Genomic DNA, 13389 nt, shown 5'->3' with positions numbered 1-13389 from the left:
GTCCTGGCCCGTGGACGTTGGGGAGCGGATTCAGGAACTTGCCGATCAGATCGTCGTACTGCGGGACGCCTACTACCGGGGTTCGCCGACGGTGGCCGACGCGGAGTACGACGGGATCGAGGACGAGCTGCGGGCGCTGATCGAGGCCAACCCGGAGCTGGCGCCCGACCCGAACCCATTGGACCAGGTGGGTGCGCCCGCGGTGCTGCACGCTCCCGTCCGGCACTCGCGGCCGATGCTGTCACTCGAGAAGGCGACCCGCCCCGAGCAGGTCGAGGCCTTCTTCAGCCGCTTTCCCGGCCAGTCGGTGGTCGTCATGCCGAAGCTGGACGGCCTGTCGCTGGCGCTGGTTTACGAGAACGGGCGACTGGCCCAAGCGATCACCCGCGGCGACGGGACCACCGGCGACGACGTCACCCCGCTAGTGCGGGCGCTCACCGACGGGGTCCCGGACCGGCTCGACGTGCAAGACCGCACCGAGGTTCGCGGTGAGGCGGTCATGTTGCGCTCCACCTTCGCCGCCTACAACGCCCTGCACCCCGACAAGCTCCTGATCAACCCGAGGAACGCCGCCGCCGGCACCCTCCGCGCCAAGGACCCGGCCACTGTCGCCGAGCGACGCCTGCAGTTCTTCGCCTTCGACCTGCTCAGCGACGCCAGCACCGCCGACGCCGACCTCGAGCGCGCACTGCAGACGATGGGATTCACCGTCGCCGAGATGCGGCACTGCGACGACGCCGGTGCGGCGCAGGCGGTGATCACCACGATCGAGCAGCAACGCAACGAGTTGGACTACGACCTGGACGGCGCCGTACTGCGGTTGGCCGATCGCGGCGCCTTCGCCGCGGCCGGCACCCGTTCCAGCTCGCCTCGCGGCGCGCTGGCGTACAAGTTCGCCGCCGAGGAGAAGACCACCGTACTGGCCGACGTGGTCTGGGACGTCGGCAAGACCGGCAAGATCGCGCCGGTCGCCTGGCTGGAGCCCGTCTTCGTCGGCGGTACGACGGTCACCCGCGCGACGCTGGCCAACCAGGAAGTGATCCGCGCCCGCGACATCAAGATCGGCGACACGGTCCTGGTACGCCGTGCCGGAGACGTGATCCCGTTCGTCGCCGGCGTACTCGACGCGTCCAAGCGCACGGGAGCGGAGCAAGACATCGTGCCGCCGACCGTGTGCCCGTCGTGCGAGCAGCCCCTGACCGAGCAGGGCAACAGCCGCGAACTGTTCTGCACCAACCTCTCCTGCCCCGCCCAGACCGTACGGCGGCTGATCCACTGGGCGTCCCGGGCGGCCGCCGACATCGACGCGATCGGCGGGGTCTGGATCGAACGGCTGGCCGAAGCCGGGATCCTCGAACACCCGTCGGACTTCTACCAGCTGACCAAGGAGAAACTGCTGGAGTTCGACCGCATCGGCGAGGTCTCGGCCGCCCGCATGATCGACTCGATCGACGCGAGCCGCCAGGTCGGCCTCCGCCGGGCGTTGATCGGCCTCGCGATCCCCGCGGCATCCGAAGGCACCGCGGCCAGGCTGTGCCGAGCGGGGTTCGCCTCCCTGGAAGAGGTCGCCGACGCGGGTGTCGACGGACTCGTCGCGGTAGACGACATCGGCCCGAAGGTTGCCGCCTCACTGATCGAGCACCTCACCCGCTTGCGCCCCGAGCTCGAGCGGCTCCGCGCGGCCGGCGTCTCGCTCGACGTACGCGAGGAAGACCTCCCACCGGTCGTCGCAGCCGGTGCACCCCTGGCCGGCAAGACCGTCGTCGTGACCGGCTCCATCAGCGACCCACGCTCTGGCGAGAAGGTCGCCCGCCCGGCCTTCCAGCGACTCTGCGAACGGGCCGGCGCGACCATCGCCTCGTCGGTCTCGGCAAGCACCGACCTCCTCATCACCGGCGCCGACGTCGGCGCCGCCAAACTCACCAAGGCCGAGAAGCTCGGCGTCACCGTCGTCGACCAGTCCGAGATCTGGCAACAACTCCAGGCCGCCGACCTGCTCTCCCGCTGAACCCACGGTCGCTGTCCAGTTCCTGACGCCACACTGGCGCCCGAGCACCGGACAGGCCAGGGTTGATGGCCATGACTAACAGCGACGTCGGCATCACCGACAAGCACGGCGAGGCGACCGGCTTCCAGGAGCATGCGCCGTACGACGAATCGATCGACCTGCGCACCGATTTCGTCATGGTCTACGGCCTCGACGACACCACGCCGCAGCGCATCGCCCGCTGGCGCGAGGCCGGCTATCGCATCCACCTGATGACCGGCATCTCCTGGGGCAACTATCAGGACTATCTGGATGGACGGTGGGACGGCTCCGATCACTGGGCCGACGCGCAGACCGCGGGCGACGGATCGCCGATCCTGCACGGTCACAGCACCGACATCCCGTACATGGTCCCGACGTTCAGCTTCACCGAATACCTGGTGCAGAAACTCCGCCCGATCATCGAGCTCGGTGTCGAAGGCATCCACCTCGAAGAGCCGGAATTCTGGGCCCGGGCCGGCTACTCGGAATCGTTCAAGCGGGAATGGCTGGCCTTCTTCGGTGAGCCGTGGCAGCCCCCGCACAGCACCGCCGAAGCGCATTTCCGGGCCGGGCAACTCAAGCAGCACCTGCTCTCCCGGAGCCTCGACCGGGTCACCTCCGTGCTGCGCGACGAAGCCCTCCAGCAGGGCCGCCAGGTGCGCTTCTACGTCCCGACGCACAGCCTCCTGAACTACACCCAGTGGCAGATCATCAGCCCCGAATCACGCCTGCGGACGCTGCCCTCGATCGACGGCGCCATCGCGCAGGTGTGGACCGGAACCTCCCGGACGCCCAACGTGTACGCCGGAAAGGTTGCCGAGCGCACCTTCGAGACGGCCTACCTGGAGTACGGCATCGCCCAGGACCTCACCCGCGGCACCGACCGTCGCCTGTGGTTCCTGCACGACCCGATCGAGGACCACCCGGATCGCACCTGGGAGGACTACCTGGCCAACTACCAGCGCACCCTCGTCGCGTCGCTGCTGCACCCGGGCGTATCCCGGTACGAGGTGGCGCCATGGCCCAACCGAATCTTCAACCGCCCCTACCTGCGCGAGGGATCCACCGAACGGCAGCCCATTCCGCCGGAGACAGCCACCAGCTACCTGATCGCCATGAACAGCCTGCGCGACCTGGACCAGCCCGAGGTGCGCTGGGCGAACCAAGGACCGCGGATCGGGATCGTGCTCTCGGACACCGCCATGTTCCAGCGCTGGGTCCCAGGTGGTGAGAGTGGACATTACGACGGTCTGCAAGACGCCCTGGCACTCGAAGGCCGCGAGCAGTTGCACTTCTCCGACTTCTACGGTCTGGCGCTGCCACCGCTGTGCGACGGGCAGCGGGTCTGTCCGGTCCAGCTGGAGAATGTGATCGACACTCCTGATGCACTGGACGATGTCGACGTACTCGTCCTGAGCTATGAATTCCAGAAGCCGCTGGCGCCCGGCATCCATTACGCGCTGGCCGGATGGGTCAGCCGCGGCGGCAGCCTGCTGTACGTTGGCGACGGCGCCGATCCGTACCACGAGATCCGCTCCTGGTGGACGGGCCGCTACGACACCTGCGCCGACCACCTCGCCGAGGCGCTCGGCGCCGACCGCAACTACGACGGCGTCCAGCCGATCGGTCAAGGCCGGGTCCGGTTCGTTCCGTCCCGGCCGGCCGACTTCACCGAATCACCGGAACGCGCCGCCGAGCTGGTCGCGGCGATCCGCGAGTTGGCCGAAGCGGGCGGCCACAGCTGGAAGTCCACCAACTGGCTGTCGGTGCAGCGCGGTCCGTACCTCGTCGGCGCCGTACTGGAGGAGGTCGGCGGCTCGTACGTCGTCGAGGGCACGTACCTCGATCTCCTCGACCCGCAACTGGGCATCGTCCGGCACCGGGAGCTGGGCCCGGGCCAACTGACCTGGCTCCGCGACCTCGCCTACGACGAGGAACCGCTCCTGGCCTCGGCCGGTCGAGTCGTGGACTGGACCCACGACGAATCCACCATCGCCTTCACCTGCGAGGCACCCCGCGGAGTCCAGGTCACCACCGCCCTCCGCGTCCCGACCAAGCCAACGGCCGCCCGCGCCGACGGCACCGACATCGCCGATCTCCGGTACGACGCCGAGGCCGGCGTGCTGTGGCTCCGGCATCCCGGCGTCCCCACCGGAACTCATATCGAGCTCAAGTTCTGACCCGCGACCAGGCGGCGTACCAGAAATCTTCGGAGAAGTTCCGGGAGCGCTGTCGGATCGGGACGGCGGTGTTCGTGGAAGGGGTGAGCGGCCGCCCACGAGAGGGCGGCCACCAACCCGAACGGAACTGTGGCCATGACACTGCCCGACGTGGAACAAGGGACGAAGAGACTCTTTCAGGCCAGGCAGTTGCTGACTGTGCTGTCGGCGCAGTCCGCGTCCACGTATGCCAACCAGGTGATCGCTCTGGTTGTCCCGTGGCTTGTCCTGACCCGTACAGGCAACGCCGCAAGCGCCGGCACCATCGCCTTCGTGATGGGAATTGCCGCGCTGGCCGGGACCTTGGCCGGAGGTCTGGTGACCGACAGGATCGGTGGTCGCCGGGTCTCCATCCTCGCCGACAGCCTGAGCCTGATCACGGCGCTGACGTTGGCGGTGACGTTGTGGCTCGATTCCTTCTCGCTCTGGCTCGTCGCTGTGACCCAGGTGCTCGGTGTCTTCTTCGACGGACCGGGTCATATCGCCAAAGTCAGCACTGTTCCCGCGGCGGCCGAAGAAGAAGGTGTGCCGATGACCCGTGCCATGGGCCTGACGCAGACGCTCCAGGGAGTGGCGACATTCGTCGGGCCGATCACTGCCGGTCTGCTGATCGCGGCATTCGGCGAAGCGAACACGCTGCTGGCCACGACTGTGCTCTTCCTCATCAGCATCGTGCTTGCGTCCCGTCTGCGGAAACGGGTCATGACTCACGAGCAGCCGATGTCACCCCGTCAGGTCTACCGCGACCTGCGCGAAGCGGTGGACTTCCTCGTCAAAGAACCGTTCCTCGGCAAGATGCAGCTGGTCGGGCCGCTCATGGGCGCTGTCATCGTGCCGATCTCGGCACTGATCTTCCCGGCGTGGTTCATCTTCGCGCAGCAGGACTCCCGTGCCCTCGGCATCTTCTTGGCCGCGGGTGCGATCGGCGGCATGGTCGGAGGCGTCACGTTCGCCGCGTTGGCGCAGAAGCTCCCGCAACGGACCTGGCTCGTCGGCGCGATGGGCCTGTACGCCTCGGCTCTGCTGACCCTGTACTTCGTGCAACCCGGCTCAATCCTCGCGGTCGGCGTCAGCTTCCTGGCCGGATCGATGCTGAGCGTGATGTTCGCGGTTCCGTACACCGCCTTCTACAGCCGTACACCGCAAAACCTCCTGGGCCGCGTAGGCAGCCTCGGAGCCGCCTACGGCTCTCTGATCGGCGCGCTGGCCTCACTCGGCTTCGGCTGGCTCATGCACACCGTCTCCGCCCCCCACGCGCTACTGGCCTGCGCCCTGATCATGGGCGCCATCGCGATCGCCTTGGCCTCCATGCCCTTCATGCGACTTCTGGACACGCCAGCCGAACCGACGGCAACGCCCACTCCAGTAGCAAGCCTGTCCTAAGCGGCTCGATCGCTATCAACGTGTTGGAGCTCAGCCAGTCTTCTCGCGGAGCCAGTCTGGGATGTACTGGTCCTCGCGCGGGAACTCGGCCAGGTCCGCGACGTAGATCCCAACGTCGACCGGGATCGACCACGCCGGCTCGGACTCGTAGTCGAAGTCCGTTGAGAAGCGGCCCTCGGGGGTGATCGTGACGCGGGCGGTCAGCCAGGCGCCCTTGCCTGGCTGGTACATCTGGAGCCGCAGCGTTTCGAAGTGACTCTCCAGCCCTTCGGGCAGCGGATCGACCTGCGCCGACTCACCGGACGGCAGAACCACCTCGGCATCGAGCTCCGCGTACGGCGCAGTCGCGCGGTACGTCGCTCCGACCTCACGCCATCCATCGGGCAACTCGGCGGTCAGGGCACGCGCGATCAGGTCGATCGTGCCCATTTCGTTCGGCATCTCGGTCATTCACGGTCCCGGGTCGACTGCGGCTTGGTCTCCTTGAAGATACGCCGCGGCGATCGCCTGCCGTCGTGACGGTCGACCACGGCACGGGCTGACGGCCGACGTGTGATCCCATCGTCGTACCGCACGTCGATGCTGGCGTGGACCTGGATGCCGGCCGCCCGGAGGGCTTGCCAGCTCTCCTCCATCCGCCGCCAGTTGTCGCTGCCCTTCACCGCTTGATTCTGCGACCGCGACTGCGCGGTGAGGTTGATCGCCTCACCAGGGCCGTCGAACGACGTCGCGAACAGATGACCACCATCGTCGTTCCGCTGACGATCGGGCTCGCCCGCCTCACGTTGGGCGCCAAGATTGCGGCGCTCGTCGTTCTCCTTCGACGGCAGCCACCCCAGCCACCCCTCCGCATGAGTCACGCGACCGGCCTTGTCGGTGGCATACAAGTACCGATCGTCGACCACGTAGACCGACGACGGCTCCGGCGCCATCAGGTCGTCGTTCCAGCGAACCGCCCGACCCGACTTCTCCTTGTGCACCGTCAGGTCGGCGTACCGCTCCGGCACCTGCACGACATCGTCGGGGCCATAGCCCACTGCACGCACGTCCGCTGGATCACCAGGCAGCTCAACCCTGCTGGGACGGTCGTTGCTGCGGTCGGCCACGCCCGCCAGCCTAAGTGCTCTCCGGCTCAGCGCAGCGGCCGGAGACGCTGATCTGGTGGTCGAGCGTTCCGAGTTGCTACGTTGCGTTCGTGACCATGTGGGCCGCGAGGCAGGTGTGAAAGCGGTCGTCTACGACCGATACGGTTCTCCCGCTGTACTGCGGGTCGAGGACGTCCCGATGCCCTCCCCCGGCGCAGGTCAGGTGCGAGTCAGGATCGTCGCCACCTCCATCAACCTCAGCGACTGGGAGTGCCTGCGCGGCTCACCGGCGTACGCGCGGATCGGTGGCTTGCGTTCCCCGTCGCGCCGTACGCTCGGATCGGATATCGCCGGCGTGGTCGACGAAGTGGGCGAGGGAGTGACCCGGTTCCGGCCGGGCGACGAGGTGTACGGCGACAATCTCTTGCTGAAGGGCGGTTTCGCGGAGTACACGATCGCTCCGGAATCCGTGCTCGCGCACAAGCCGCCTCAGCTCGGCTTCGCGGAGGCATCGACCATCCCGCAGGCGGGAGCGATCGCGGTGCAGGGCACGCAGTGGGGCGCGGCGGACCGCCGGATCCTGATCAACGGTGCCGGCGGAGGGTCGGGGTCCTTCGCGATCCAGCTCGCCAAACGGCTCGGTGCTCAGGTCACCGGTGTCGACAACAGCTCCAAACTCGACTTCATGAGGTCTGTCGGCGCGGACGACGTGATCGACTACCAGCGAGACGACTTCACCAAGACCGCTCGTCCGTACGACCTGATCCTGGATCTGGTCGCACACCGGTCGGTGTTCGCCTACCGGCGTGCGTTGGCGCGCGGTGGGAGGTACCGGTGCGTGGGTGGGTCGGTGCCGACACTGCTGCGCGTGCTCACGGCCGGCTGGCTGGTCGGCCGCGCCACCGGACGCAGCATCGGGATCCTGGCCGTCAAGGAGGGACCGACGCACTTCGAGCCGCTTGCCGACCTCTGCGCGACCGGGGAGGTCAGGACGCACATCGACCGCACCTTCAGGCTCGACGAGGTGCCCGCCGCGCTCGCGCACGTCGGCGAGGGGCGGGCCCTCGGCAAAGTGGTCGTCAGCCTCGCCTGAAACCGACCTGCGGTCCAGCCGCCAGGCGGATGACTGGGCGTGCCGGAGCTAAGCCGGTGCGTGCTCCTTGAGGATTGTCATGAAGGCGCGCATCCACGCCGGGTGGTCCGGCCAGGCCCGTCCGGACACCACGTTTCCGTCGACGACCGCGTCGCCGTCAACCCACTCCGCTCCCCCGGCCTTGATGTCAAGCGCCAGGGCCGGGTAGGCCGAGGTCTTGCGCCCGTTCAGAACACCAGCCGCCGCGGGGATGAGCGGTCCGTGACAGAGCTGGGCCACGGGCTTCGCTTCGCCGTAGAAGTGCTGCACGATCCGCTGGCAGTCCGCATCGTTGCGGATGTACTCCGGTGCCCGCCCACCAGGAATCACCAAGGCCACGTACTCGGACGGATCCACATCGGCGAACGCGATGTCGGCCTGCCACGTGTGCCCGGGCTTCTCGGTGTACGTGTCGAACCCGTCCACGAAGTCGTGCACCACGAACTGCAACTTCTTCACCGCCGGCGCGGCGATGTGTACGTCGTACCCTTCCTCGAGCAGCCGCTGATAGGGGTAGAACACCTCCAGATCCTCCGCGGCGTCACCAGTGAGAATCAGCACCTTCGCCATCACGCCATCTCCTTCGCAGCAGCCTCCGCCTCCACCGCCAGCCTCCTCCGCCACCCACCACGGGTCAAGGGTGACCCCACGCCGAGAGCAATGCGGACCGGGCTCATCCTGCGGCGGTGGCAGCCCGGCGCGGGTGGCGAGCGGACGCGTTCCATTCGGTGAGCAACTGCTCGGCGAAAAGGTTGTCCACGGCAAGCGAGCAGCGCGCCCCGAACAGTACGTCGCCGAGAGCGTCGGGGTGCTGTTGCACGTAGCCGCCGCAGAGGTCGTGCGCCGCGATCTGCTCGTGCACCGCGTCCGCTTCGACATGCTCCGTGAAGTAGCGGGCCTGTTCTTCCGACGCGCCCAGCCTGGCGGCTCCAGCGGCGTACTGACGATTGGGAAGAGTGGATGTCATCTCGAGTGCTGCCAGGTGACCGACGAGCGCGCCGGTCCAGCGGCGGTGGACAGCGAACAGCGACATCACGTTCGACACCGCCAGCGTGACCGCGGGCACCGCCGGGACGTAGTAGCCGTAGCTGTCGTCGAGCCCGAGCCAGCGCATCGTCGTTCGGAACAGTTCGGAATGCATCCGTTCCGGGCGGCCGCCGCCGTACTCGTCGGCCTCGATCTCGACCAACGCCGCCTTGGCAGCGCCCTCCAGGCGCGGGATGCCGAAGCTGTGCGGGTCGGCCTCCTTGAGCTGGTAGACAGACCGGTGCAGAACGAACTCGCGGAACTGCTCCGTCGTGGCACGCCGACGCAGGTACGGCGCCAGTCGTGGACCGTCATCGGCGTCGATCACTGCTCGCAACTGCGCCGCGACCGGTTCATCGGTCGGGCGGATCCGGCAGTTGGCCTGCAGCCACGCGATCCAGGGCCGCTCCAACTGGGTGCGGAAGGCGATGATGCCCGGATCCCATTGGCGATCGGGGTCTACGTGATCGAAGCCGCGATACTGCAGCTCGTAGGCGACCCAGAGGGCCAGCTGTAGATCGTCGTCGGAAAACGGCCGACCGGACGGCCCGACCTCGATCGTTCGGTCTCCGTCGTCGCTTCCCGTGAGCCGGTCGTTCAGCCAGGCGCTGAGCGGCCCACGTGGCGGTGGTAACTGCATCCATATCTCCTAGTGGCATCGGGCAACGAGCCGGTACCCGCGGGAGAATCCGTCGTGAATCCGGCTAGGGGTGGGTACTGCGTGTTCATGACCTCGAAGGACGACAGCGCGACCCAGATCCGCGCCTACCCGGATGGTCCGATCCTCATCCGGGGCGACTTCGTGCTCCTGGACGAGGACGGCGATCCGGTTGCGGCTCCGCGCCGTACCATCGCGCTGTGTCGCTGCGGCCGCACCGGCATCCCGCCCTTCTGCGACGGCACCCACACCCTGCCACGCCGTACCCCGGCCGCCTGAACCCCAGAAGACGCCTGGAATGGTCAGCCGTTTCATGCGGTGAACACCTCCGCGAGCCACGGGACCACTCGCTCAGGGCCAAGCCCTCGGAGGTGTTCCACCGGTGGGTTCTCGACCATCGCTCGTACGTCGTCCAGGTCGCCGGGCGAGTAGGGCTCGGCGGCGTCGACGAGGTCATGCAGACAGCGTCGGGTGGATCTGGCCACGCCGGTACGGAGGTCGAGGAGCTCTCCCCCGACGCCGTCGCGGAGCGCGGCCCACCGGTTCTCCGCGATCCGCCACGTCGGCGCCGCCGGTTCGAGCTCGCCGAGGTGGTGCAGGTCGGCAAGCCTGGCAGCGAGCGCGTGCACCAGTCGGGCGACCGCACTGGTCTGATCCACGGTCGCTTGTACGTCGAGAACTCGCAGCTCGAGCGTGCCGTAGCGGACATGCGGCCGGAGTTCCCACCACCACTCCGAAGCGTCGGTCACTGCACCCCCGCGGACCGCCCAGGTCAGGTCCTCGGCGTACTGCTCCCAGGAGGTGATGATCGGGGGCACACCCTGGCGGGGCAGCTCGGAGGCGATCACCGGACGAACAGAGCACAAGCCGGTGTCCCGCCCGGCAGCGAAGGGGGCGGCACCGGCCAGCGCAGCCAGTTCCGGGAGGAGGTTCCGCAGCGCGTGGTAGACGCCCAGCGTGCAGTCGGCGTCGCCGAAGGCCAGGTGCACCTGCAACGAGGAGACCAGCTGCCGGCCGATCACCTCGCGGTAACGCGCGCCGAGCCCGGCGGCCCGCTCCGTAGGCGCCAGCGTGGTGGGACCGTCGAGGAGGGGATGAACAGGCGCGGCGATCGCGGCCAGGTCGGGACCGCAGGCGGCGGCGACCAGCGCTCGGCACGAGCGCAGTTCCTCGACGGCGTCCGCCACCTTGTCGTGAACGGAGGTCGCGATCTCGAGCTGGCAGGCCGGCAGCTCCGGCTTCACCCGCGGGTCGCCGACGGCAGCCACCACGGCGGCGGCATCCGTGGGCAGCCAACTCCCCCGGTGCACCAGCAGGAGCTCCTCCTCGAACCCCACGGTCCCGGCGACGGTGCTGGAGAACAGCGACCGGAGCAGCTCCGCGTCGATGGGCGCGCCGGCCCACCGACCGGACGGCGGAGCACCAGGAGAAGCCTGGAGATCGATCCCGGACGCAGACTCGACGTCGCCCACACAAGCCTCCCGCACATGCCGGGCGCAGCGCGCACCGGTGTTCCTGAGGCTCCCGTCTGAACCCGCGAGCCCCCGGTACCCCCGACACGCAAGTCAATCCTCGCGGCGCGGCGACCGAAGCGGTGGCCGGGGACGGGTCGCCTGAGCTGCATTGGTTCTATCGCCAAGGGGTACTGGCGTTACAGATCGAGGAGGACACCATGGACGAACTGCGCCCAGCCGAAGCGATGCATCAAGCCAAGCACCCCAAGACCGTCCTTGCCGGTCCGTACGGTCACCCGTTCCATCCGGTCCTGGTGACGATTCCGATCGGCGCCTGGGTGGCCAGTGTCGTGTTCGACATCATCGCGCTGGCGAGCTCCGCCCGGGAGCAAGTGTTTGCCGAAGGCGCCTACTGGCTGATCGGCATCGGCATCGTCGGCGCTGTCCTCGCCGCAGCGTTCGGACTGATGGATCTGCTCGCCATCCCTCGCGGCACCAAGGCTTTCCGGACAGGTCTGACGCATATGACCCTCAACCTCACCGTGGTCGTCCTGTTCGTCATCGGCTTCGCCCTCCGCTCCGGGCAGGGCAACGACGAAGCGAGCGTCACCGGATTCGTCCTGAGCCTCATCGCAGTGGCCTTGCTCAGCGCCTCCGGCTCGCTCGGAGGCAAACTCGCCTACCACTACGGCGTCCGCGTCGCGAGCGAGGAAACCCAGCAGGAAGGCTTCCGCTGATCGGCTAGCCCCTCAGCCAGTCGGCTGCCCCGGGTGCTCGGCCGTCGAATTCAGCACGACCTTCAGCATCCTGCGCTCACGGTTTCTTCTCTGACTTTTTGGTGTGGGGCTTGTTGCCTTTCCCTCTGTCGGCGGACTTGCCGTCCGCGTCATTGGCAGACTTCTTCGTCTTCGGGCTTACCGTCGCCACGCCGGGTTTGGAGTTGACGCCGAGCGGCTGCTTCGTTGAGGGGCGCTCGCTTGGTGTGGTCGTGGTCGGACGGGCGGTCTGCGGCTTGACAGACGTACCAGGCACCACAGCCGGCGTCGTGGCTGCACCACCGCCCGGGCGCAGATCTTCCGTGAGCTCTACGCCACGAGTGTCCAGCAGAAGGCCGACGCTTGCCGATGCCGTGAGCGCGATCGCCGCGGCAACGCCGGCGAGCACCGGTCTGGAGGTCGTTCGGCGCGCTGTGAGGCTGATCGTCTCGGCCGCCGGGTCCACAATGGTGGGCGGTACTGCGGCGTCGGCGATCTCCGCAGCGGTTGGCCGGCGTACCGGGTCCTTGTCGAGCATCCAGAAGATCAGCGGCTCGAGGTCGGCCAGCTCGGGCCGGAGCTTGCTCGGCGGTACCGGTTCGTTCTGCACGTGCTGGTACATGATCGCCGCCGGCGAATCGGCCATGAACGGCGGCCGACCGGCGACGAGTTGATAGAGAACGCAGCCGAGCGCGTAGATATCGGACGGCGGCTCCGCCGGCTTGCCCAGCACGCGCTCGGGCGACAGATAGTGACTCGTGCCGACGATCTGCCCGGTCGACGTCAGTGTCGTCGTCGCGTCGTCCAGCAACCTGACGATGCCGAAGTCAGCGACCTTCACCGTGCCGTCGTCGGTCAGCAGCAGATTGCTCGCCTTGATGTCGCGATGCACGATGCCTTGCCGGTGGACGGCAGCCAACCCTGCCGCGGCCTGTCTCACCACGTCCTCGGCCCGCTCGGCCGTGAACAAGCCGTTCCGCCTCAGCTCGTCGGCGACGGAACAACCCGTCACCAACTCCATCGCGAGGTAGTAGCCGTCGCCGTACTCACCGAAATCGTAGGCGGCGACCACGTGCGGGCTACGAATCCTCGCCGTCGCCCGCGCCTCCCGGCGGAATCGCTCGGGCGCCGCGAGTGTCCGCGGGACAGGCAGCATCACCTTGACCGCGACCTCTCGCCCCAGCACCTCGTCCGTCGCGCGATGAACCGCCCCCATCCCACCGCGTCCGAGCACCGCGCCAAGCCGATAACGGCCGGCGACCAGTCCCTCGTCTGCTTCCCTCACCGCAGTTCGGTACCCGCACCACAGCAACCCCATGTACGCCGACCAACGTGATCCCAGCGTGTCAGTCGTGATCCTTGGTACCTCGGATCACCAGCACCTGCCCGGCTGCCTGACGCCCCTGGATGCATCAGGATGCTGGTCCGGCGCCTCCAAGCCCGAGCCTGCGGATCCTCGTGTGCACAGGAATCGGGCCGCAGTCCGACTGACCTGCCAGGCGTCGAACCCGTGCATGTCTCTGGGTACTGAAAGGCTGTCGATCACACAGCGCTTCGCGCCGGGCCGCACCGGCCAGGCCGAGTGCAGCCAAGCTCGAAAGCCGGGTCTCGTCCTGGCATCCGGGTTCGGCGCCCGGCGCGAAGCATT

12 protein-coding genes are annotated in these 13389 nt (G+C 68.0%); 6 read left to right on the top strand and 6 right to left on the bottom strand.

The features are described 5' to 3' along the window. Positions 1-10 precede the first annotated feature (10 nt). The 3 genes from ligA to ACGFIF_RS06965 all read left to right on the top strand — a co-directional run bounded on the left by ligA (position 11) and on the right by ACGFIF_RS06965 (position 5631). Entirely contained in the window at positions 11-2008 is a 1998-nt protein-coding gene (gene ligA / locus ACGFIF_RS06975; protein ID WP_393152280.1) for an NAD-dependent DNA ligase LigA, read from the top strand. A 71-nt stretch (positions 2009-2079) separates the two neighbouring features. Then, a complete protein-coding gene (locus ACGFIF_RS06970) occupies positions 2080-4209 on the top strand; it encodes a hypothetical protein (RefSeq protein WP_393152278.1) in 2130 nt (709 codons plus the stop codon). Between the two features lie 135 nt (positions 4210-4344). Continuing rightward, positions 4345-5631 (top strand): MFS transporter, encoded by a 1287-nt coding sequence (locus ACGFIF_RS06965; protein WP_393152276.1) that lies wholly within the window; start codon positions 4345-4347, stop codon positions 5629-5631. A gap of 30 nt (positions 5632-5661) precedes the next feature. On the opposite strand, the gene ACGFIF_RS06960 is transcribed toward ACGFIF_RS06965, so the two are convergent. Beyond that, positions 5662-6081 (bottom strand): hypothetical protein, encoded by a 420-nt coding sequence (locus tag ACGFIF_RS06960; RefSeq protein ID WP_393152274.1) that lies wholly within the window; start codon positions 6079-6081, stop codon positions 5662-5664. Next, entirely contained in the window at positions 6078-6737 is a 660-nt protein-coding gene (locus ACGFIF_RS06955; protein ID WP_393152272.1) for a DNA/RNA non-specific endonuclease, read from the bottom strand. The genes ACGFIF_RS06960 and ACGFIF_RS06955 overlap by 4 nt, the downstream gene beginning before the upstream one ends. 202 nt (positions 6738-6939) lie before the next feature. Between ACGFIF_RS06955 and ACGFIF_RS06950 the strand changes: the two genes are divergently transcribed. Beyond that, complete coding sequence (locus tag ACGFIF_RS06950) at positions 6940-7809, top strand: NAD(P)-dependent alcohol dehydrogenase (RefSeq protein WP_393152270.1); 870 nt, start codon at positions 6940-6942, stop codon at positions 7807-7809. Positions 7810-7857: 48 nt separating this feature from the next. Here the strand turns inward: ACGFIF_RS06950 and ACGFIF_RS06945 are convergent, their stop codons facing one another. Together ACGFIF_RS06945 and ACGFIF_RS06940 are read right to left on the bottom strand one after the other, a co-directional pair. Beyond that, positions 7858-8418 carry a DJ-1/PfpI family protein gene (locus ACGFIF_RS06945; RefSeq protein ID WP_393152268.1) on the bottom strand — a complete coding sequence of 187 codons (561 nt, stop codon included), beginning with the start codon at positions 8416-8418 and terminating at the stop codon, positions 7858-7860. 103 nt (positions 8419-8521) lie between these two features. Continuing rightward, on the bottom strand, positions 8522-9514 hold the full coding sequence (locus ACGFIF_RS06940; RefSeq protein WP_393152266.1) for an iron-containing redox enzyme family protein: 993 nt from the start codon (positions 9512-9514) through the stop codon (positions 8522-8524). 87 nt (positions 9515-9601) lie between these two features. Between ACGFIF_RS06940 and ACGFIF_RS06935 the strand changes: the two genes are divergently transcribed. Beyond that, the gene (locus ACGFIF_RS06935; RefSeq protein WP_393152264.1) at positions 9602-9811 is read left to right on the top strand and encodes a CDGSH iron-sulfur domain-containing protein; all 210 of its coding nucleotides are present in this window, start codon (positions 9602-9604) and stop codon (positions 9809-9811) included. A gap of 32 nt (positions 9812-9843) precedes the next feature. On the opposite strand, the gene ACGFIF_RS06930 is transcribed toward ACGFIF_RS06935, so the two are convergent. Further along, on the bottom strand, positions 9844-11004 hold the full coding sequence (locus ACGFIF_RS06930; RefSeq protein WP_393152262.1) for a YbdK family carboxylate-amine ligase: 1161 nt from the start codon (positions 11002-11004) through the stop codon (positions 9844-9846). 200 nt (positions 11005-11204) lie between these two features. Between ACGFIF_RS06930 and ACGFIF_RS06925 the strand changes: the two genes are divergently transcribed. Next, a complete protein-coding gene (locus tag ACGFIF_RS06925) occupies positions 11205-11723 on the top strand; it encodes a DUF2231 domain-containing protein (protein WP_393152260.1) in 519 nt (172 codons plus the stop codon). Positions 11724-11799: 76 nt separating this feature from the next. Here ACGFIF_RS06925 and ACGFIF_RS06920 read toward each other — a convergent pair whose 3' ends face one another. Next, positions 11800-13026: a serine/threonine-protein kinase gene (locus tag ACGFIF_RS06920; protein ID WP_393152258.1), complete on the bottom strand. Its 1227-nt coding sequence runs from the start codon at positions 13024-13026 to the stop codon at positions 11800-11802. Positions 13027-13389 lie beyond the last annotated feature (363 nt).

Origin of the sequence: Kribbella sp. NPDC049174 (assembly GCF_043197365.1) — a bacterium.
Classification (GTDB): Bacteria; Actinomycetota; Actinomycetes; order Propionibacteriales; family Kribbellaceae; genus Kribbella.
The sequence above is the reverse complement of the archived record's forward strand: the minus strand, read 5'-3'. Positions and strand labels throughout refer to the sequence as shown.